This is a genomic window from Sphaerisporangium flaviroseum, assembly GCF_039537005.1.
In the GTDB taxonomy this organism is placed as follows: Bacteria; Actinomycetota; Actinomycetes; order Streptosporangiales; family Streptosporangiaceae; genus Sphaerisporangium; species Sphaerisporangium flaviroseum.
In genome coordinates this window covers 90,671-111,718 of sequence record NZ_BAAAZR010000032.1, presented here as the reverse complement: position 1 = coordinate 111,718, position 21,048 = coordinate 90,671, and the positions used below count along the sequence as shown (strand labels likewise).

Annotated in this window: 16 protein-coding genes; 5 read left to right on the top strand and 11 right to left on the bottom strand. The window is 69.9% G+C overall.

The window, feature by feature from the left end; all coding sequences use genetic code 11:
* Positions 1-2: 2 nt before the first annotated feature.
* Positions 3-1,154 (bottom strand): bifunctional glutamate N-acetyltransferase/amino-acid acetyltransferase ArgJ, encoded by a 1,152-nt coding sequence (gene argJ, locus ABD810_RS31105; protein ID WP_344948661.1) that lies wholly within the window; start codon positions 1,152-1,154, stop codon positions 3-5.
* 58 nt (positions 1,155-1,212) lie between these two features.
* Positions 1,213-2,235 (bottom strand): N-acetyl-gamma-glutamyl-phosphate reductase, encoded by a 1,023-nt coding sequence (argC, locus tag ABD810_RS31100; protein ID WP_344948654.1) that lies wholly within the window; start codon positions 2,233-2,235, stop codon positions 1,213-1,215.
* Positions 2,236-2,426: 191 nt separating this feature from the next.
* On the opposite strand from argC, the gene ABD810_RS31095 reads away from it, so the two are divergent.
* The 5 genes from ABD810_RS31095 to ABD810_RS31075 all read left to right on the top strand — a co-directional run bounded on the left by ABD810_RS31095 (position 2,427) and on the right by ABD810_RS31075 (position 10,572).
* Positions 2,427-4,100, top strand: a complete 1,674-nt coding sequence (locus ABD810_RS31095) for a class I adenylate-forming enzyme family protein (RefSeq protein WP_344948651.1) — start codon at positions 2,427-2,429, stop codon at positions 4,098-4,100.
* A gap of 277 nt (positions 4,101-4,377) precedes the next feature.
* On the top strand, positions 4,378-5,688 hold the full coding sequence (locus tag ABD810_RS31090; protein WP_344948648.1) for an MFS transporter: 1,311 nt from the start codon (positions 4,378-4,380) through the stop codon (positions 5,686-5,688).
* 73 nt (positions 5,689-5,761) lie between these two features.
* A complete protein-coding gene (locus tag ABD810_RS31085; protein WP_344948645.1) occupies positions 5,762-6,340 on the top strand; it encodes a Uma2 family endonuclease in 579 nt (192 codons plus the stop codon).
* Positions 6,341-6,711: 371 nt separating this feature from the next.
* Positions 6,712-7,194 carry a cupin domain-containing protein gene (locus tag ABD810_RS31080; RefSeq protein ID WP_344948642.1) on the top strand — a complete coding sequence of 161 codons (483 nt, stop codon included), beginning with the start codon at positions 6,712-6,714 and terminating at the stop codon, positions 7,192-7,194.
* A gap of 192 nt (positions 7,195-7,386) precedes the next feature.
* Positions 7,387-10,572 (top strand): penicillin acylase family protein, encoded by a 3,186-nt coding sequence (locus ABD810_RS31075; RefSeq protein WP_344948639.1) that lies wholly within the window; start codon positions 7,387-7,389, stop codon positions 10,570-10,572.
* Positions 10,573-11,066: 494 nt separating this feature from the next.
* Here ABD810_RS31075 and ABD810_RS31070 read toward each other — a convergent pair whose 3' ends face one another.
* The 9 genes from ABD810_RS31070 to mltG all read right to left on the bottom strand — a co-directional run bounded on the left by ABD810_RS31070 (position 11,067) and on the right by mltG (position 20,907).
* Positions 11,067-13,616 carry a phenylalanine--tRNA ligase subunit beta gene (locus ABD810_RS31070; protein WP_344948636.1) on the bottom strand — a complete coding sequence of 850 codons (2,550 nt, stop codon included), beginning with the start codon at positions 13,614-13,616 and terminating at the stop codon, positions 11,067-11,069.
* The gene (gene pheS, locus ABD810_RS31065) at positions 13,616-14,656 is read right to left on the bottom strand and encodes a phenylalanine--tRNA ligase subunit alpha (RefSeq protein WP_344948702.1); all 1,041 of its coding nucleotides are present in this window, start codon (positions 14,654-14,656) and stop codon (positions 13,616-13,618) included. The genes ABD810_RS31070 and pheS overlap by 1 nt, the downstream gene beginning before the upstream one ends.
* Before the next feature lie 410 nt (positions 14,657-15,066).
* Positions 15,067-16,149, bottom strand: coding sequence for a sensor histidine kinase (locus ABD810_RS31060; protein WP_344948633.1), 1,083 nt, complete (start codon positions 16,147-16,149; stop codon positions 15,067-15,069).
* Positions 16,150-16,290: 141 nt separating this feature from the next.
* Positions 16,291-17,094, bottom strand: coding sequence for a TrmH family RNA methyltransferase (locus ABD810_RS31055; protein ID WP_344948630.1), 804 nt, complete (start codon positions 17,092-17,094; stop codon positions 16,291-16,293).
* Between the two features lie 135 nt (positions 17,095-17,229).
* Complete coding sequence (gene rplT, locus ABD810_RS31050; RefSeq protein WP_344948627.1) at positions 17,230-17,613, bottom strand: 50S ribosomal protein L20; 384 nt, start codon at positions 17,611-17,613, stop codon at positions 17,230-17,232.
* Positions 17,614-17,637: 24 nt separating this feature from the next.
* Positions 17,638-17,832, bottom strand: coding sequence for a 50S ribosomal protein L35 (gene rpmI / locus ABD810_RS31045; protein WP_344948624.1), 195 nt, complete (start codon positions 17,830-17,832; stop codon positions 17,638-17,640).
* Between the two features lie 133 nt (positions 17,833-17,965).
* On the bottom strand, positions 17,966-18,580 hold the full coding sequence (gene infC / locus ABD810_RS31040; RefSeq protein WP_425566984.1) for a translation initiation factor IF-3: 615 nt from the start codon (positions 18,578-18,580) through the stop codon (positions 17,966-17,968).
* A gap of 309 nt (positions 18,581-18,889) precedes the next feature.
* Entirely contained in the window at positions 18,890-19,750 is an 861-nt protein-coding gene (locus ABD810_RS31035) for a shikimate dehydrogenase (protein WP_344948621.1), read from the bottom strand.
* Positions 19,750-20,907 carry an endolytic transglycosylase MltG gene (mltG, locus tag ABD810_RS31030; protein ID WP_344948619.1) on the bottom strand — a complete coding sequence of 386 codons (1,158 nt, stop codon included), beginning with the start codon at positions 20,905-20,907 and terminating at the stop codon, positions 19,750-19,752. Before mltG ends, ABD810_RS31035 begins: the two co-directional genes overlap by 1 nt.
* Positions 20,908-21,048: the final 141 nt, after the last annotated feature.

Here is a 21,048-nt window from a genome sequence, read left to right as displayed (position 1 = left end):
GCTCACGTCGAGTACGCCGAGTTCTCGTGGACGTAGTCGGCGGTGAGGTCGGTGGTGTGGATGGTGGCGCTGTGCGGCCCGGCCGAGAGGTCGACCGTGATCGTCACATCGCGGGGGCGCAGGTCGACCTTGGCCCGGTCGTCCCCCGCGGCGCCGCCCCGGCAGATCCAGATGCCGTTGATCGCGACGTTGACCCGGTCGGGCTCGAAGACCGCTTCGGTCGTGCCGACCGCCGACAGGACGCGGCCCCAGTTGGGGTCCTCCCCGTGGATGGCGCACTTCAGCAGGTTCGACCTGGCCACCGCCCTGCCGACGGCCACGGCCTCGTCCTCGTGGGCGGCGCCCACGACCTCGATGGCGATGGCCTTGGTGGCGCCCTCGGCGTCGACCTGAAGCTGCCTGGCCAGGTCGGCGCAGACCTCGGTGACCTTCTTCTCGAACTCCGCCGGGTCGGGGGTGATCCCCGAGGCCCCGCTCGCGAGCAGCAGCACGGTGTCGTTGGTGGACATGCACCCATCGGTGTCAAGCCGGTCGAAGGTGAGGCCGACGGCCTTGCGCAGCACCCGGTCGAGCTCGCTCGCGGGCACGTCGGCGTCGGTGGTGACCACGCTCAGCATGGTGGCCATGGCGGGGGCGAGCATGCCGGCGCCCTTGGCCATGCCGCCCACCATGTAGCCCTCGCCCCTGCGGAAGGAGATCTTGGTGACGGTGTCGGTCGTGCGGATCGCGTCGGCGGCGGCCAGGCCGCCGTCCCTGGTCAGCTGGGCGGCCACCAGGTCGAGACCGGGGAGCAGCCTGTCCATCGGCAGCCGCTCGCCGATCAGGCCGGTGGAGCAGACCGCGATCTCGCCCGCCGAGTCGCCGAGGACTTCGGCGACCTTCTCGGCGGTGGCGTGGGTGTCCTGGAAGCCGGCCGGGCCGGTGCAGGCGTTGGCGCCACCGGAGTTGAGGACCACCGCCCTCACCCGGCCACCGGTGAGCACCTGCTCGGACCACAGCACGGGGGCGGCCTTGATCCGGTTGCGGGTGAAGACCCCGGCGGCGGCGCGGGATGGGCCGTCGTTCACGACGAGGGCGAGGTCGCGGGCGTCCCTCGACTTCAGACCGGCGGCGACGCCGGCGGCGCGGAAGCCGAGGGGCGCGGTGACGCTCATGCCCGTGCTCCAGTCGACGTCGCGGGAACGATGGGGGCTGTCTTCTCGCTGCGCACGCTCACGGGGCGACTCCATTGAGGGGAAGGCCGAGCTCTTCTGGCAGGCCGAGGGCGAGGTTGGCGCTCTGGACGGCACCGCCGGCGGTGCCCTTGGTCAGGTTGTCGATGGCGACGACGGCGACGACACGCCGCGAGCGCTCGTCGAGGGTCACCTGGAGGGCTGCGGTGTTGGCGCCGAGGGTCATGGCCGTCGCCGGCCAGGTGCCCTCGGGCAGCAGGCGCAGGAACGGCTCGTCCTTGACCGCCGCCGCGTACGCCTCGCGCAGCGTGGCCGCGGTCAGCCCGGGGGCGGCGGGAGCCGTGCAGGTGGCGAGGATGCCGCGACTCATCGGGACCAGCATCGGGGTGAAGGACACCCGCACCGGCCTGCCCGCCACCTTGGAGAGGTTCTGCTCCATCTCGGGGGTGTGGCGGTGTGCGCCGCCCACGTTGTAGGCGCCGGCGGACCCCATGACCTCGCTGCCCAGCAGGCTCGCCTTGAGCGACCGGCCGGCCCCGGAGGTGCCGCTGGCCGCGACGACCACGACGTCCGGCTCGACAAGGCCCGCGGCGAACGCGGGGAACAGGGCGAGGGTGGCCGAGGTCGGGTAGCACCCGGGCACGGCGACACGCTTGGCGCCGCGCAGGACCTCGCGCTGGCCGGGCAGTTCGGGCAGCCCGTACGGCCAGGTGCCGGCGTGGGCGCCGCCGTAGAAGTGGACCCACTCGGCGGCGTCCTCGAGCCGGAAGTCGGCGCCGCAGTCGACGACCAGGGTGCCGGGGCCGAGTCGTTCGGCGATGGCGGCGGACTGGCCGTGGGGAAGAGCGAGGAACACGACCTCGTGGCCCTGGAGGGCCTCGGCCGTCGTGTCCCGCAGGATCGTGCCGGCCAGGGAAGGCAGGTGCGGCTGGTGCGCGCCCAGGGCGCTGCCCGCGCTGGAACCCGCCGTCAGCGTGCCGATCTCGATGGCTGGGTGGGTGAGAAGCAGGCGCAGCAACTCGCCGCCGGCGTATCCGCTGGCTCCAGCTACAGCCGCTCTCATCGATCCCCCTCGCATGACCATTCACTCGACCTCATTACCTCTATAGAGAAAAAGTATGCATGGCAAAGCATCTTCATGCAAGCCGACATGGTGGTGAGGGTCGCCCGGCTCCCCCTCTGTTATACGTACCTACCGGTCGGTATCGTCATTTGTCAGCAAAGACACCAACTCACCCCCGGGAGTCACCGCGCATGACTGTCACTCACGACCAGGTCCAGGCCCAGCTCACCGGACCAGGCCAGCTCTTCGAGATGGACGAGGTCGAGATCCGCGGGAACAAGCTCCGGACCTGGAAGCACGCCCCCACCACCTTCCGGGCCCTCCTGGAGAACAGCCGCTTCCACGGCGACAACGTCTTCCTCGTCTACGAGGACCAGCGGATCACCTACGAGGAGCACTTCCGCCGGGCGGCCACGCTCAGCAGGCGGCTCGTCGAGGACTTCGGCGTCACCAAGGGCGACCGGGTCGCGATCGCCATGCGCAACTACCCCGAGTGGGTCATCGCGTTCTCGGCGACCCTCGCCGCCGGAGCGGTGGCCGTACCGCTCAACGCCTGGTGGACCACTCCTGAGCTGGAGTACGGCGTGACGGACTCGGGGGCCAAGGTCGTCATCGTCGACGGCGAGCGCGCGGAGCGGCTGCGGGAGATCTCCGTCCCGATGGTCGTCACCCGCTCCGCCGGTGAGCTGCCCCCCGGCGCCCGGGAGTTCGACGAGGTGCTGGGCGAGGTACGCGCCGACGTGACGCTCCCGGCGGCCGAGGTGGGCCCCGAGGACCCGGCGACGATCTTCTACACCTCCGGGACGACCGGCCGCCCCAAGGGCGCGCTCGGCAGCCACCGCAACCTGGGCCAGTCACCCATGACGGTCGCCTATGCCCTGCTGCGCAGCGTCGCCATGGCGGGCAAGGACCCGGCCTCGGCGGCGGGCACCCGGCGGATCACCTTGCTCACGGTGCCGCTGTTCCACGTCACGGGGTGCTTCGCGGTGATGACGGCCACCATGTTCACCGGCGGCGGGCTGGTGCTGATGTACAAGTGGGACCCAGGACAGGCCCTTCAGCTCATCGAGCGCGAGAAGGTGACGATCCTGACCGGCGTACCCACCAACGCCTGGCAGCTGCTGTCCCATCCCGACTTCGGGAAGTACGACATCTCCAGCCTCGGCGGAGTCAGCTACGGCGGCGCCCCCGCCCCGCCCAAGCTGCTGGAGCGCATCAACGACCAGTTGCCGCAGCGTCAGGCGTCCAACGGGTACGGGATGACCGAGACCACCGCGCTCGCGATCTACAACAGCGGGCCCACCTACGCGGCCAAACCCGACAGCATCGGCCTGCCTCTGGCCGTCTGCGACGTGCGGATCTCCGACCCCCTCGGCAGGGAGCTGCCGGCGGGCGAGGTCGGCGAGCTGTGCATGCGCGGCCCCAACGTGATCATGGGGTACTGGAACCGCCCGGAGGCGACCGCCGAGACGTTCGTCGACGGATGGCTGCACACCGGCGACCTGGCCAGAATCGACGAGGAGGGCTTCGTCTACATCGTCGACCGGGCCAAGGACATGGTCATCAGGGGCGGCGAGAACGTCTACTGCGCCGAGGTGGAGGCGGCCCTGTTCGAGCACCCCGCCATCGACGACGCCGCCGTGATCGGCATCCCGGACGACGAGCTGGGCGAGCAGGTGGGCGCGGTCGTGCGGCTGAAGCCCGGCGTGCAGGCGACGGCCGAGGAACTGAGGGAGTTCCTGAGCGGCGTGCTGGCGCCCTTCAAGATCCCGGTCCGCTACTGGTTCCGCGAGGCCGAGCTACCCCGCAACCCCGGCGGGAAGATCCTCAAGACTCACCTGCGCAAGGAGACCCTGGGGCTCTGAGCTCCGGCGCCGGGGTTCAGGGTCCCGCCGCCGCGTAGGTACGGCTCGCGCGGCGCCCGCGTCGCGCGAGCGGTACGCGAACAAGGGCGGTCCGAGCGCCAGGACCGTCCACGCATGAAGGCGGTCCACGCACACGAACCGTCCACGCACGAGGGTGGTCCGCGTACGAGGCGGCGCTGGGGGGCCGGTGCTGTGTCAGCCCTCCGCACCCCTGAGCTTGGGCTCCCCCGAGAAATCGGTTGCCCGCCACTCCCCCGACCATTCAGACTTGCCGCCTGTGCCCACCAGCCCATCGCGATCGCTGAAGACGCTCCTGCTCCGCCTGCGCATGGATCTGAGCCCGCTCCGGGACTCCCGTGACTTCCGCCTCCTGCTCGGCTCCGGCGTGATCACCATGTTCGGCAGCGTGCTGACCATGGTCGCCGTGCCGTACCAGATGAAGCAGCTCACGAACTCCTACGTCGCCGTCGGGCTGGTCAGCCTCGCGGAGTTCGTGCCGATGGTCGTATGCGGCCTGTGGGGCGGAGCGATCGCCGACGCGCTCGACCGGCGCAAGATCGTCATTCTGTCCGAGGTAGGCCTCTGCCTCACCTCGCTCCTCCTCATGCTGAACGCCCTCCTGCTCTCCCCGCAGGCCCAGATCCCCGTGCTCTACGTCGTGGCCGCGCTCGCCGCCGGGCTCTCCAGCCTCCGCGGCCCCAGCGAGCAGGCGATCATCAACCGGGTGCTCAAGCTCGAACAGATGGGCGCGGCCTTCGCCATCCAGGGCCTCGCCCGCAACGCGGGGATGATCGTGGGCCCGGCTGTCGGCGGGATCATCGTCGTCACCTTCGGCCCGGCGACGTCCTACGGCCTCGACATCGTCTCGTTCCTGTTCTCGCTAATCCTGCTCATCCGGGTACGGCCGGTCTCCCGGCCCGGCGACGCCGCCCCGGCCTCACTGACCTCGCTGGTGGAGGGGGTGAGGTACGCCATCCGGCGGCCCGACCTGATGGGCACCTACCTGGTCGACATCGCGGCCATGGTCTTCGCCTTCTCCAACGCGCTGTTCCCGTTCCTCGCCGACGACCTGCACGCGTCCAAGGAACTCGGCGTGCTGTACGCGGCCGGGGGCATCGGCTCGGTGATCGCCTCTGCGACGTCGGGCTGGACCGCGCACGTCCACCGCCATGGCCGGGCCGTCATCGCGGCCGCCGCCCTGTGGGGCGCGGGGGTCGCCGTGGCTTCCCTCATGCCCAACATCTGGCTGGTGGCGCTCTTCCTGGCGTTCGCGGGAGGCGCGGACATGATCAGCGGTGTGTTCCGGGGCATCATCTGGAACCAGACAATTCCGGACGAGTACCGCGGCCGGCTGGGGGGCATCGAGTTGCTGTCCTACTCCACCGGCCCGATGCTCGGCGACGCGCGGGCGGGATTGCTCGCCCAGGTCGGCGGTACCCGATTCTCCCTCGGCTTCGGCGGCCTGCTGTGCATGGGCGCGGTGGCCGCGATGGCGGCCGTACTCCCCAAGTTCAGGTCCTACGACGCCCGCACCGACGAACACGCCCTCGCCGAACGCGCCCGCCGCGAGCAACCAGCCACCACGTGACCGAAGCACCAGGCAGGAGGGGAACCACTTGCTACGGTGGGATGCATGAAGGTCCAGGTCCGGAGCGAAAATAATGACAAATTCGGAGCTACCCGGCTGGTTGATCCCTCCTCCTGAGGGGTTCTACGCCGAAGACCTCGATCACCTTCCGGATTTGCCTCCGCACACAGAGTTGATTGATGGAAGCTTGGTGCTTGCGAGCCCGCAGAAAGACTTCCACACTCTGATGCTGTATCTGCTGGAGAACGGCTTGCGCCGCGCGGTTCCAGCCGATCTGCGCGTGCGTCGCGAGATGAGCGTGATTCTGGGCCCGCGGCAGCGACCAGAGCCGGACGTCATCGTCTTTCATGCCCGAGCTCTCCGAGGCCCTGACGCCACGGCCTACCAAGCCGAAGATCTAGTGCTGGCGGTGGAGGTGGTTGCCCCCGAGTCAGAAGAGCGCGACCGCAAGCGGAAGCCGTTGTTGTACGCCGAGGCGGGCATCCCTCACTTCTGGCTGGTCGAGAGCTCCGAAGGACGTGCCGCGGTGAACGTCTACGAGCTGGACCCGACGACGCACAGCTACGTCCTGTCCGGCAGCCAACAAGGACGTGTACGGCTCACGGTGCCGTTCGACATCGACATCGACTTGACGGAGATCGACAGGCTCTGACGTCCTCTCCGTGCCTTCAGGTGGGAGACGCTCACCCGCCGGGCGAATTCCAGCTTTGCCGTAGGCCACCACGGTCGCGTACGACACCACCGACGCCGACCGCTCCGCCATGGTTCCTCGCGAAGGCCGTCGGATACCCGCTGCCGATGTCGCGGCAAGTCTCTCCGCCGGCCTGGTCGGTGACCTGTACGTTCGGCCTGGTCCGGTACGCACGGATTCAATCCCGAGGTGAGCCGTTTCGGCTGTGTCCGGTGGTGCGGCGTGGGAGCAGCGAGCCCCTTGGAGCGGAAGCCCGGACGCCTCGCGATCGCCGTGGGGCACGGCCGGTACGCCCCGTGCGCCTCAAAGGTCCATGCGGGATAGGAGCCGTCATGATCCGAGTGCGGTTCGCCTGTTGCTGTCTGGCTGCTCGCATGGTTGCCGCGTCCGCCACCTGCGCTCCCACAGCAGAGCGTGCGGCCGGCAAGGTGCCGGTCGCGGTCACGATGCCGGTCGCCGCCACGGTCTCGCAGCCACCGTCCGAGACGCTGTCGCCTCTGTTGGAACAGGCGCTTCCGAATGTCAAGGGCAAGACGTTCACCTCGGCGATCGTAGAGTTCCCGCCCGGCGCACGCGCGGTGCCGCATCGGCACGGCAAGGCTTTCGTCTACGCCTACGTGCTCGAGGGCACCGTGCGCAGCGGGCTCAGTGGCGAACCAGTGCGCACTTACCGCCAAGGCGAGAACTGGGTCGAGCAGCCGGGTGCCCACCATGTGCTCACGGAGAACATCAGCCGGACAGAACCAGCGAAGCTGCTGGTCAGCTTCGTCTCCAATACGGGAGACAAGCTCAAGGTCGAGGATCCGCCGAGGTAGGGCAGCTGCCGTACTACGGGGTCATGGGCATTGAGGTTCTCACCGGGTTCGCCGCCATGCCATGACTCGCGCTATGACGGCAAGTCATGATCTCTGGGACCGATATCACATCGGCCATTGATCCGGTGTGGGCGCGAGCGTATGTTCCTCCCAAAACATCCGAGTGCACCTCATGTTCTGGGGGTTCTCCTCATGCACGCACGTCTCCGGCGGACGATCACAGTGGCCTCCGCGCTGGTGATCCTCGCGCTGGCATCCCCCGTCGTGCCCGCATCGGCGGCCACCTACACCGCCGACGACTACTGCCTCGGCGAATGCGCCGACGTGTTGCCGCCAGGCCAGAACGGCAACGCGACCCTGGTCGAGATCCTCGCCAACCAGTCCCTCGGCACGATGCCACGGCACAGCAACGATCAGCTCGGCAAGTACGCCGACCTGATCTCCGGCTACACCGGGCTGACCGAAGACCAGATCAGCACCTTCTTCAACGACGGCTCCTTCGGCGTTCCCGCCGGACAGGTGGAGAGCACGGTGAGCCCCCGGTCGGACGTGACGATCGTCCGTGACCGGGCGACCGGCGTGCCCCACATCACCGGGACCACCCGGGAAGGCACCATGTTCGGCGCCGGGTACGCGGGCGCGCAGGACCGCCTGTGGCTGATGGACCTGATGCGGCACGTCGGCCGCGGTGAGCTGACGCCGTTCGCCGGAGGCGCTCCGGGCAACCGTGCGCTGGAGCAGAGTGTCTGGCGGAACTCCCCCTACACCGAGGCCGACCTCCAGGCGCAGATCACCAGGCTCAGGTCCGCCGGCGCCCGGGGCGCCCAGCTCTACGACGATGTGGAGGACTACATCGCGGGGATCAACGCCTACATCGACCACTGCATGGCCAACCGCAACTGCCCCGGCGAGTACGTCCTGACCGGCCACCTCGACGCGATCACCAACGCGGGCGGGCCGCAGGACTTCACCATGACCGACCTGATCGCGGTTGCCGGTGTGATCGGCGGGCTGTTCGGCGGAGGCGGCGGAGCGGAGATGCAGTCCGCGCTGGTGCGCGTCGCGGCCCGCGCCAAGTACGGCACCGCGGCCGGCGACCAGGTCTGGTCGGCCTTCCGCTCCCAGAACGACCCCGAGACCACGCTCACACTGCACAACGGCCAGAGTTTCCCCTTCGGGAACGCGCCCGCGGCCACAGGAATCGTGCTCCCCGACGCGGCGACGACGGCGCCGGTCGACATCACCCAGAACGAGTCGGGATCGGCGACCACCGCGACATCGTCGTCCAAGGGCGTGCTCGACGGGCTGACCGTGGACAACTCCAAGCCCGGCATGTCCAACGCCGTGGTCATCTCGGCCGCCAAGTCGAAGTCCGGCCATCCGATCGCCGTGTTCGGCCCGCAGACCGGCTACTTCGCCCCGCAGCTGCTCATGCTGGAGGAGCTCTCCGGGCCCGGCATCAGGGCGCGCGGCGCGGCGTTCGCCGGGCTCAACCTGTACGTGCTGCTCGGCCGGGGTACGGACTACGCCTGGAGCGCGACCTCGAGCGCCCAGGACATCACCGACACCTACGCACTGCAGCTCTGCGACCCGGCAGGCGGGACGGTCACCACCGCCTCGGATCACTACCTCTACCACGGCACCTGCACGGCCATGGAGACCCTGAGGAAGACGAACTCCTGGAAGCCCAACACCGCCGACTCCACCGCGCGCGGTTCGTACGACCTGGTGATCCAGCGCACCAAGTACGGGCTGGTGACCTGGCGCGGCACCGTCAACGGGCAGCCCACCGCTTTCGCCACCCTCCGCTCGACGTACCAGCACGAGGCCGACTCGGCGGTCGGGTTCCAGATGTTCAACGACCCGGCCCAGATGGGTGACGCGGCGGCGTTCAGGAACTCGGCCTCCTCCATCGGGTTCGCGTTCAACTGGTTCTACGTGAACTCCTCCGACTCGGCGTACTTCATGTCCGGCAACAATCCGGTCAGGTCCGCGGTCTCCGACCCGAACCTGCCGATGACGGCCGACGCGGCACACGAGTGGGCCGGCTACGAGCCGACCACCAACACCGCGACGTACGCGGCTCCCACCACCCATCCGCAGACGGTCGACCAGGACTACCTGGTCAGCTGGAACAACAAGCAGGCCAAGGACTACGGCGCCGCGGACGGCAACTTCAGCTTCGGTCCGGTCCACCGGGTCGACCTGCTGGACGCTCCGGTCAAGGCGGCCCTGGCCGGGTCGGGCAAGCTGGACCGGGCGGGCACCGTCAAGATCATGGCCGAGGCCGCGACGACCGATCTGCGCGGCAAGGAAGTGCTGCCCCACCTGCTCCGGGTGATCAACAGCGCGCCCGTGTCCGATCCGGCACTGGCGTCGGCGGTGTCCGGCCTGTCGGCGTGGGCCTCGGGGGGCGCGAGGAGGCTGGAGACCTCGCCGGGCAGCAGGACGTACGCGAACGCCGACGCCATCCGAGCGTTCGACGCGTGGTGGCCGCGGCTCGTCCAGGCGCAGTTCAAGCCGGGTTTGGGCGACGGCCTCTACCAGTCGCTGGTCAACGCCCTGCAGATCAACGAATCACCGTCGGGCCACCAGCAGGGAGACCTGTCGAACCTGCCCTCCTCGGCCAGTGAGGCCCAGGCGCACAAGGGGTCGGCGTTCCAGTACGGCTGGTGGGGTTATGTGAGCAAGGACGTCCGGGCCGTGCTGGGCGACGCGGTCCAGGGGCCGCTACGGGCCAAGTACTGTGGCGGCGGCACGGTGGCGGGATGCCGCACGGTGCTGCTGAACAGCCTGTCGGCGGCGCTTGCCGAACCGGCGACCACCACCTACCCGGCGGACGACGTCTGCGCGGCCGGTGACCAGTGGTGCGCGGACGCCATCCGGCACTCGCCGCTCGGTGGGATAAAGCAGTCGCTGATCTCCTGGCAGAACCGGCCGACGTACCAGCAGGTCGTGTCCTTCCCGGCGCACCGCGGTGACACGATCACCAACCTGGCCGCCGGAAGAACCGCCAGCGCGTCCAGCTCGCAGCTCTTCCTGCTGTACCCGGCGAGCAAGGCGGTCGATGGCGACCCCACCACCCGCTGGTCGAGCGCCTCCAGTGACAACCAGTACATTCAGGTCGACCTCGGGTCGTCGAAGACCGTGGCGCGGACGGTGCTGCGCTGGGAGGCGGCCTACGGGGCGGCGTACCGGATCCAGACGTCGGCCGACGGCTCCACCTGGACCACGGTGTACTCCACCACCACCGGGAACGGCGGCGTGGACAACGTGACCTTCACCCCGACCACCGCCCGCTACGTCCGCATGCAGGGCGTCACGCGCGGAACCTCATATGGCTACTCACTCTACGAGTTGGAGGTCTACCCTCGCTGACCCCCCCAGGAAGCCACTGAGCCCGAACGGGGATGGCGGTGCGCCCAATCCACCGCCATCCCCATCGACTTCTACGGCACACCCACCGGTCACCCACCGTCGACGGCGCCGATCACCCCCGCCCCCCACCCCACCGCCGCGGCGCCAAACCCCATGACACCCAATGCGACAGAAGGGACGAGCGACCCGACCATGCACCACCCAGCCGGATGGCCCGACCCAGCACCCCATAGGTAGACGGCCCGACCGAGCACCCCATCGCTAGACCGGCCCAGCCGGGCACCCCATAGGTAGACGACCCAGCCGGGCCCCATAGGTAGACGGCCCAGCCGGGCACCCCATAGGTAGACGGCCCGACCGAGCACCCCATAGGTAGACGGCCCGACCGAGCACCCCATAGGTGGACGGCCCCGCCGAGCACCACGTATGCGTCACCGGCCGGGCACCACATCGGTGGGTGGACCGGCCGGGTGACGCATATGTGGGTGGGTGGGTTAGGTGCCGCGGAGGTGGGCTCCGGTTTGGGTGGTGGCGAGGGATACGGCGGCGTCGCGGGCTGCGGTGGTCTCCTCGACGGTCAGGGTGCGGTCGGGGGCGCGGAAGCGGAGGCTGTACGCCAAGGACTTCTTGCCCTCGCCGACCTGGGAGCCGGTGTAGACGTCGAACAGGCGGATCGACTCCAGCAGCGTGCCCGCGCCCTCGCGCAGGGCCGCCTCGACCTCGGCCACCGGCACCTCGGCCGGGACGACCAGCGCGACATCCTGCGTGGCGACGGGGTAGGACGAGACGGGCTCGGCCTGCACCGGGTCGGGCAGTGCCTTCTCCAGCACCGTCAGCTCCAGCTCCATCGCGCAGGTGCGGGGCGGCAGACCGTACGCCTCGACGGCGCGCGGGTGCAGCTCACCGGCGTGGCCCAGCAAGGTCTCCCCCACATACAGCGCGGCGCACCGGCCTGGGTGCCACGGCTGGTGCTGGTCGGCGCGGACGGTCAGCTCGGCACCGGCCTCCCGCGCGACCGTGCGGGCGGCCTCGATGGCGTCCGCCCAGCTCGCCGGGCGCCCGGCACCCCACCAGCCGGACCGGTCGTGCTCCCCGGAGAGCACGACGGCCAGCCGGCGGGGCTGCCGGGGCAGGGCCGCCTCGATGGTGGCCAGCTCCTCGGGGGAGGGCCTGCGGTCGACGCCGAGCACCGGCGCCTTCGACGGCGCGCCCGCCTCGGGCCGGTAGACCAGGCCCACCTCGAACAGCGCCGCATCGCCGAACCCGCGCCCGACGTTGCGGACCAGGGTCTTGAGCAACCCCGGCAGCAGCGTGGTGCGCATCAGCGGCTCGTCCTCGCTCATGGGGTTGGCCAGGCGGACGACCCGGCGCCGCGCGTCGTCGGCGGGAAGCTGCAGGTTGTCGAGGTCGCGCGCGCCCATGAACGGATAAGCGAGGGTCTCGACGTAGCCGGCGGCGGCCAAGGCGCGGCCCATCCGGCGGCGCAGCCGCTGGGCCTCGGTGAGACCGGCACCCGCCGGAGCGGCCGGCAGGACGGAAGGAAGCCTTTCGTACCCCTCGAGCCGGATGACCTCCTCGGCGAGGTCGTTGGGGTCGGTCAGGTCGGGACGCCAGGAGGGCGGTGTCACCGTGAGCAGCTCGGCCGGGTCGGGCCGGCTCGGGCCCTCCAGCACGTCGGCCGGCACCGCGGACGGCGCCTCGGCGCCCTCCCCCCGGCCCGCCGCCTGGCTGACCACCGTGCACCCGACCTGCTCCAGGCGGTGGACGACCGTGTCGCGGCCGTAGGCCAGGCCCGCGACCCGGTCAGGATGGTCGGCGGGGATGGTGATCGTGGCGGGCTCGACGTCGACGAAGGCGTGGGTCACCCCGGCCTCCGCCGTGCCGCCGCCGAGCGCGACCAGCAACTGGACCGCGCGCCACGAGGCGTACAGCGGGAGCTCGCGGTCGACGCCGCGCTCGAAGCGACGCGACGCCTCGCTCACCAGGTTGTGGCGCCGGGACATGCGCGCCGTGCCGGTGGCGGAGAAGTGCGCGGCCTCGATCACCAGGTCGGTCGACGCGTCGGAGATCTCGGTCTCCAGGCCGCCCATCGTGCCGGCCATGGAGATCGCGCCCGAGGAGTCGGTGATCAGGATGTCGTCGGGGTGCAGCTCGCGCACGACGTGGTCGAGCGTTTCGAGGGTCTCGCCGGGCTCGGCCCTGCGCACCACGATCGGCCCGCTCAGCCGGGTGCGGTCGAAGGCGTGCAGCGGCTGGCCGAGCTCGATCATCAGGTAGTTGGTGATGTCGACGGCCAGGGAGACCGGCCGCATGCCCGCGCGCGCCAGGCGCACCTGCATCCACATCGGCGTCTCGGCGGAGGGGTCGAACCCCGAGACCGAACGCAGCACGAACCGGTCGCACGCCGAGGGATCGGCGATCGACGCGGGGTGGGACTCCTCGGTGAAGACGGGAGGCTCCACGTCGGCCGGGTCGCGCCACGGCACGCCGAAGGCGGTGGCCGCCTCGCGGGCAACGCCTCGGATCGACAGGGCGTACCCCCGGTCGGGGGTGATCTCCAGCTCGATCACGTCGTCGCGCAGGCCCAGCAGCTCGACCACGTCGGCGCCCAGGTGGGTGTCGGCGGGCAGGATGAGGATGCCGTCGTGATCGTCGCCGATGCCGAGCTCGCGCGCGGAGCAGATCATGCCGTCGGAGACGTGACCGTAGGTCTTGCGGGACCCGACCTCGAACCCGCCGGGCAGGACCGCCCCAGGGAGCGCCACGGCCACCCGGTCGCCGACCGCGAAGTTGGCCGCGCCGCAGATGACCCAGCGCGGCGCGGCCTCGCCGACCTCGACCGAGCAGTAGCGGATGGGCTTCTTGAAGCCGGTGAGCTCCTCGATGGAGAGCACCTCGCCGACGACGACGTTCTTGATGTCGTCGCCGACGGACTCGATCGACTCGAGCTTGAGCCCGGCGGCGGTCAGCTTGTCGGCGACCTCGTGGGCGGTGACGGCCGGCAGGTCGACGTACTCCCGCAGCCAGGAGAGCGGGAATTTCATCAGACCTCCATACCGAAGGGGAGCGTGAAGCGCACGTCTCCCTCGACCATGTCTCGCATGTCCTCGGCGTTGTGGCGGAACATCAAGGTCCGCTCGACGCCCATGCCGAAGGCGAACCCGCTGTAGCGCTCGGGGTCGACGCCGCAGGCGACCAGCACGCGGGGGTTGACCATGCCGCAGCCGCCCCACTCGATCCAGCCTTCGGACTTGCAGGTGCGGCACGCCGGGTTGCCGGGTACGGCCGAGGCTCCCCGGCAGACGAAGCAGCGCAGATCCATCTCGGCCGACGGCTCGGTGAACGGGAAGTAGTTGGGCCGGAACCGGGTCTTGATGCCGTCGCCGAACATGACCTCGGCGAACCGGTCGAGCGTGCCCTTCAGGTGGGCCATGGTCAGGCCCTCGTCGACCGCCAGGCCCTCGATCTGGTGGAACACCGGGGTGTGGGTGGCGTCGAGCTCGTCGGTGCGGAAGGTCTTGCCCGGCGAGATGACGTACACCGGCAGCTCGCGCGAGAGCAGCGCGCGGACCTGCACCGGGGAGGTCTGCGTGCGCAGCACCATGCCCGAGTCGACGGACTCGACGAAGAACGTGTCGTGCTCCGATCGGGCCGGGTGGTCGGGCGCGATGTTGAGGGCGTCGAAGTTGAACCACTCGCCCTCCAGCTCAGGGCCCTCGGCGACCTCGTAGCCCATCGCGACGAAGGCGTCGGCGATGCGCTCCTGCAGTGTCGTGAGGGGGTGCCGCGCGCCGCGCGGCGAACGGTCCCACGGCAGGGTGACGTCGACGGCCTCCTCGACCAGGACGCGCTCGTCGCGCTCGGCCGTCAGCACGGCCTGCCGCGTGGCGAGGGCCTCGCCGATGGCCTTGCGCGCCCCGCCGATGCGCTTGCCTGCCTCGGCACGGGCCTGGGGCGGCAGCGCGCCGATCTCGCGGTTGGCGAGCGCGATCGGTGACCGGTCGCCGGAGTGGGCCAGCCGCACTTGCTTGAGCGCGTCGAGGTCGGCGGCCATGTTGATGGCGGCTACGGCTTCGGCCTCCATGCGCGCCACCTCGTCGGCGTGCAACGGCGTCACCTCGACCGGATCATAGGTGTTCGACAAGAGAGAGCTCCGTATCCAGGGCTTGAGCGGGCACGATTCTAGTCCGTTCAGAGTGGCGGACCGGCCGCGGGCGACGGGCTGTGGACAACTCCCGCGGTCGGGCGCCGGGTGCGATCGAAGGGGCCGCCACCGAGGCTCCCGCGATCACGTACCGGACGCGAGCGAGAGGCCAGCCTCCACGATCACATACCGGACGCGAGCGGGAAGCCGTCGGAGCCTCCTTGATCGCCTGCCGGACGCCGGGCCGGGAAGCCGTCGGGGCCTCCCGTGATGGAGCGTCCGGTCGCGACGCGGCCGGGCCGGCGGTCGCCGGCATGCTGTGGAGCCCACCGGCCGTCCCGGGCGACGCCTCAGGCGAAGTCGGGGGTGCCGGCGGGCATGGTAAATCGGAACTCGGCGCCGCCGCCGGGCGCCCGCTGCACGCTGATCGTGCCGCCGTGGGCCTCGACGAGGCCCTTGACGATGAAGAGGCCAAGGCCCGTGCCACCGCGGCGGCGCCCGTTGCCGCGCCAGAACTGCCTGAAGACGCGCGAGGCCAGCTCGGGTGCGACACCCTCACCCTGGTCACGCACGGACACGGCGACTCCCCACTCGACAGGCTCTACCACTATGGTTACGGTACCGCGCCCGTGGCGCACCGCGTTTTCCACCAGGTTTCCGAGGATCTGGTCGATCTTGTCCTGGTCGAGCCACATCTCGGGCAGCTCGCCAAGCTCTTCGAGCCGGAAGCGGTCTTCCGGCTCGCCCGCGGCCACCCGCCCCGCGATGATCTTACGCGCTCGGGCGGGGATGTCGACGACCTGGCGATGGATCTGCAGCCGCCCCGACTCGATGCGGGACACGTCGAGCAGCTCGGTGATGAGCCGGGTGACCCGGTCGGCGTCGGCGTTGACGGTCTCCAGCATCACGCGCTTCTGGTCGTCGGTGAAACGACCCCATTTCGCCAGGAGGGTGGCGGTGAACCCCTTGACGCTGGTCAGCGGGGAGCGCAGCTCGTGGGCCACGGTGGAGACCAGGTCGGCCCGGCTGCGTTCGAGCCGGGCCCGCGCCGCGGCGCCCCGCAGCGTGACCACGACGCGGACGACGTCCCCGCCGCGCACGGGCCGGCGCACGAAGCGTGCGGCCACCAGAAGCTCCTGGCCGCCGGGCAGGGAGAGCGAGCACTCGGGCTGGCGGCTGCGGGTGCGCAGCCCTCCGTAGGCGTCGAGCCACTTCCACCAGTCGCGGCCGTCGTCGTCGCGAAAGGGCAGCACGTCGGGAAGGTGCATTCCGACGACGGTCTCCTGCTCGACTCCGGTGAGGCGGGAGGCGGCGCAGTTGAAAGCGGTCACCCGGCCCCGATCGTCGGTCACGATGACGCCGTCGGGCAGGTCGTCGACCTCGATCGAACACGCGGCATCGGCGCCCTGTCGGTGGGTTTTTCCGCCGCGCACTATCGCCTCCTCGACCCTACAGGGCCGACAATAGCGGGTTTCCCGTGCCGGACGGCAGCCCTAGTCTCGGCGTGGGACGCCCTTCGTCGCCCATAAGCCACTCCTTTGGGACAAACCCACCACGCTGCCGGCATGGTCGGCCTAGGCGGAACGCTGGGCCCTCGCCGAGGCGTACAGGCACACCGCGGCCGCCGTCGCCAGGTTGAGGCTCTCGGCGCGACCGTAGATGGGCACCCGGACGACCTCGTCGGCGAGCCCCAGGATCTCCTCGGGAAGCCCCCACGCCTCGTTGCCGAAGATCCACGCCGTCGGTCCGTCCAGATCGACGTCGTCGAGCGTCTTCGTGCCTGCCCCGTCGGCCGCGAGGACGCGCAGCCCTCTCTCCTTGAGGTGGCGCACAACCTGGACCACGGAGGCCGAGGTGACGACCGGAAGGTGGAACAGGCTTCCCGCACTGGCCCGTACGCACTTGCCGTTGTAGGGGTCCACGGAGGCGTCGGTGAACACCACGGCGTCGGCTCCGGCCGCGTCCGCCGTGCGCAGGACCGTGCCGGCGTTACCGGGGTCGCGTACGTGCGCCAGCACCGCGACCAGGGCGGCCCCCTCGGCGACACCCTCGGCCAGCGGAACGTGGACGAAGCGGCAGACGGCGAGCAGCCCCTGCGGGGTGACGGTCTGGGCCAGTTCGGCCATGACCTCGCCGCTCGCGCCGTGCACCGGTATCCCGGCGAGCCGGGCCGCGGTCACGATGTCGGCGTACCTGATCTCGGCCTCGGAGGTGGTGAACAGCTCGACGGCCACGCCCGGCAGGGCGAGCGCCTCCCTGACCGCCTGGGGACCCTCGGCCAGGAAGGCCCGGTCACGGTCCCTGAAGGCCCGCTTGGCCAGGCGCTTCGCCGCCTTGACCCGCGGAGATTTGATGTTGGTCAGCTCGGACCCGGCCACGTACCCCCCTGGAGAACCACTGAACCGCTACTGCGTCCGTGCCACCCGACCGGGGTGGCCACCGGGAGACGCGCCCGGAAACAGTGAACGACCCGTTCCGCTGGAGAACGAGTCGTTCACTGGGCCGTACGTCGGTCAGCTCGCCACCGGCGCGTTGACGTCGGCAGGCAGTGCCTTCCTGGCGGTCTCGGCCAGCGTCGCGAAGGTCTGGCTGTCGTTCACCGCGAGGTCGGCGAGGATCTTACGGTCGACCTCGACACCAGCGGCCTTCAGGCCCTGGATGAACCGGTTGTAGGTGATGCCGTTCGCGCGCGCCGCGGCGTTGATGCGCTGGATCCAAAGGCGCCGGAAGGTGCCCTTCTTGTCCTTACGGTCGCGGTAGGCGTAGGTCAGTGAGTGGAGCATCTGCTCCTTGGCCTTGCGGTACAACCGCGACCGCTGACCCCGGTAACCACTCGCCCGCTCGAGGACGACGCGGCGCTTCTTCTTGGCGTTGAGCGCCCGCTTTACGCGTGCCATTGTTCTATCTCCCCGGGGGTTCGGTTACTTGCCGAGCAGCTTTTTGATCTTCTTGGCATCGGCATCGGACAGGACGACCTCAGGCGCGAGACGACGCGTCCGCGTGGAGGGCTTGTGCTCGTTGTAGTGGGCACGGTTCGCACGCCGGCGAATGATCTTGCCGCTCCCGGTGATGCGGAACCGCTTCTTCGCACCGCTGTGCGTCTTCATCTTCGGCATGTCAGCCGTGTCTCCCTCATTCGTCCGTGCCGATATCCCGGGTCAAGGTACCCCAGCCGGGCGGGTGCCCGGCCGCGACCCGACCCGGTCTCGGTGTCTTCTGGCGTCCCGCCGAGTCGTCAGGCGGGGCGCGTCACTCCTGCGGTTCCGATGCCCCCGCCATGTCTGGATCGAGGCTCATGTCCGCCTCGCCCTCCGCCGGATCGCCGGAGGTTCGCGCGCGAGCCGCGGCCTTCTCGGCCTTGGCTTCGGCCTTCTTCTTGTGCGGCCCGATCACCATGATCATGTTTCGGCCGTCCTGCTTGGGCTGGGACTCGACGAACCCGAGGTCCGTGACATCCTCCGCCAGCCTCTGCAGGAGCCTGAAACCCAGCTCGGGACGGGACTGCTCACGTCCACGGAACATGATCGTGACCTTGACCTTGTCCCCCGCTTTGAGGAACCGCACGACATGACCCTTCTTGGTCTCGTAGTCATGCGGGTCGATCTTCGGCCGGAGCTTGATCTCCTTGATGATCGTGTGCGCCTGGTTGCGGCGCGCCTCGCGTGCCTTCATCGCGGACTCGTACTTGAACTTGCCGTAGTCCATGAGCTTGCACACGGGCGGACGAGCCGTCGCCGCGACCTCGACGAGGTCAAGGTCGGACTCTTGGGCCAGCTTCAGCGCATCGCCGATGGAGACGATGCCGACCTGCTCGCCGTTCGGGCCCACGAGGCGCACCTCGGGAACGCGAATACGCTCGTTGATGCGGGGCTCAGTGCTGATGGGACCTCCTAGGTACCTGGCATTTATCCGCGTCGGTGCTCGACCGTGCTGGGAAGTCTCGCGTACATGCGAAAAGCCCCACACGTCGCGCATGCGGGGCCACCGAGCTCTGAGACCATGACGATCGTGAGCTCACCGGAGGAAAGTCCGGTAGTGATCCTTGACCCGCCGACCTCTCGGCCGAACAGGTGGGAGGAAGACCTCCGCTTGCGCGTCCAGCAGCCATGCCGGACCGATCAAGCAACAACACTACCACAACGCCGAGTGCCCGCCGAATAGTCCCCCGCCCTGTCACCCAGGCGTGGCCGTGCTCGGCGAGGGCCGTCCCACCAGTGCGGATCGTCTGAGGATCTCGCCCTCACCGGCCGCTCGGACGACCTCCACCGGGACCCCTGCTCTGCCGGTGTACAGCTCCACCTGGCGTACGGCCTGGTGGAGCAGCATGGCGAATCCCCCGACCACCGTGCCGCCCGCCGCCCGCACCGCCCGTGCCAGCGGCGTCGGCCAGGGAGCGTAGATGACGTCGAGCACGGCCGGCACGCCGGCCAGAGCCTCCGCGTGGGCGTCGGCCGCTCCGGAGGGCAGCGTGGAGATGACCAGATCGACGTCGAGGACGGTGTCGAGCTTGTCGAAGGTGTGCACGCCGAGCGTCATGCCGAGCCGCTCGGCGACCTCCGCCGTCTCCCTGGCCCGCCACGGGTCGCGGGCCACCAGCGTCGCCTCGGACAGTCCTAGCTCGCGGAGGGCGGCGAGCGAGGAGCCGGCCGTGGCGCCGGCGCCCAGGACCGTCGCGGACCGGGGTGCCATGACCCCCGACTCGGCCAGCGCCTGGACGATGCCGTGTACGTCGGTGTTCTCGCCGTGCCTGGCGCCGTCGCGGAACACCACGGTGTTGACCCCACCGACCTCCACGGCCAGGTCGGCCACGGTGTCCAGCAGGGGAAGCACCGCGCGCTTGAGCGGCATGGTCAGCGACAAGCCCGCCCACTCAGGGCCCATCCCCGACAGCAGCCCCTCAAGAGCGTCCGCGTCGCACTCGATCGCGTCGTACCTCCAGCCGCGAAGGCCGAGGGCCTCGTACGCGGCCCGGTGGAGGCACGGCGAGAGGGAGTGCGCGATCGGCGAGCCGAGGACGGCGGCACGCCGCTCCATCAGCCCACCCCGTGGTTCTTGTTGAACTCCTCGGCCAGCTTGAAGAACTCCGCCTCGGAGTCGGTGAACTTCGTGATCCCGCGCTTGGGGTCGGTGGTCACGAAGAACAGCCAGGAACCGTCGGCGGGGTTCAGCGCGGCCTCGATGGCGTTGTCACCAGGGTTGCCGATGGGACCGGGCGGCAGGCCGAGGCGAGCGTAGGTGTTGTACCGCGACCTGCTCTTGAGCTCCTCGTGGGTCGCGGCGATGCCGTACTTGTTCAGCCCGTACATGACCGTGCTGTCCATCTGCAGCTTCATCTGCGGGTCGCGGTTGAGGCGGTTGTAGATCACTCGTGCGACCTTGGGCATGTCGCGCCGGTTGCCGGACTCCGCCTCCACGATGCTGGCGATCGTCAGCACCTCCAGGGGAGTGCGGCCCACCTGCTTGGCGCCTGCGACCAGGCCGGCCTCGTCGGCCGCGTGCTTGTAGCGCGCCACCATGGCGGCGAGGAGCTCGTCGGGGCTGGACTTGGGCGAGACCTCGTAGGTCGCGGGGAAGGCGAACCCTTCGAGCCTGCCCTTGGCGTACGACGGAAGGCCGAGCGCCTCGCGGTCCTTGGCGGCCTTCTGGAACTCCGACACCGGCCTGCCGGTGGCGGTCGACAGCTGCTCCAGGATCTGCGAGAGCCGCAGCCCTTCCTTCACCGTCACGGTGGTCTGCAGCCGGCGCTTGGGATCCAGCAGCGGGACGGCGTTCTGCGCTGCCATGCCCTTGCGCAGTTTGTACTCTCCGGGCTGGAGTGAGGCGCTCTTGCCCGCGGCGCCGATGGCGTTCACGAACGCCCGCTCGCTCGCCACGACACCCTGGTCGACGAGGGTCTGGGCCACCTCGGTGGCGCTCTGCCCGGCCTTGATCTCCACAAGCACCTCGCCGGAGCCCTGCCCGGTGAAATCCTTGGGGATCGTGATTCCGCGGATCCAGTTGTAGCCGTAGTAGCCGCCGACGCCGAGGACGCCGACGATGATGACCATCGCGACGAAGAAGGCCACGAAGCCTTTGCGGCGCTGGCGGCGCTGACGGCGCCTGCTGCGGCTGCGCGCGCTCCTCGAGGAAGCGCGAGACCTGCGCCGGGGACCTTCGTCGTCCTCGGCACCCAGCAGACTATCGAGGTCCATGTCGTTCATAGGTGCGCTCGCCAATCTCCCGGTAGGACCGGCCCGTCGTCAAGCGAGTGCCCCAAATTGGGGGGACATTCCAGGCAAGCCGTCGTCCGCACACCTGGGGTCGCACCGGCCCGGGCGGCCGGACGCCGACGG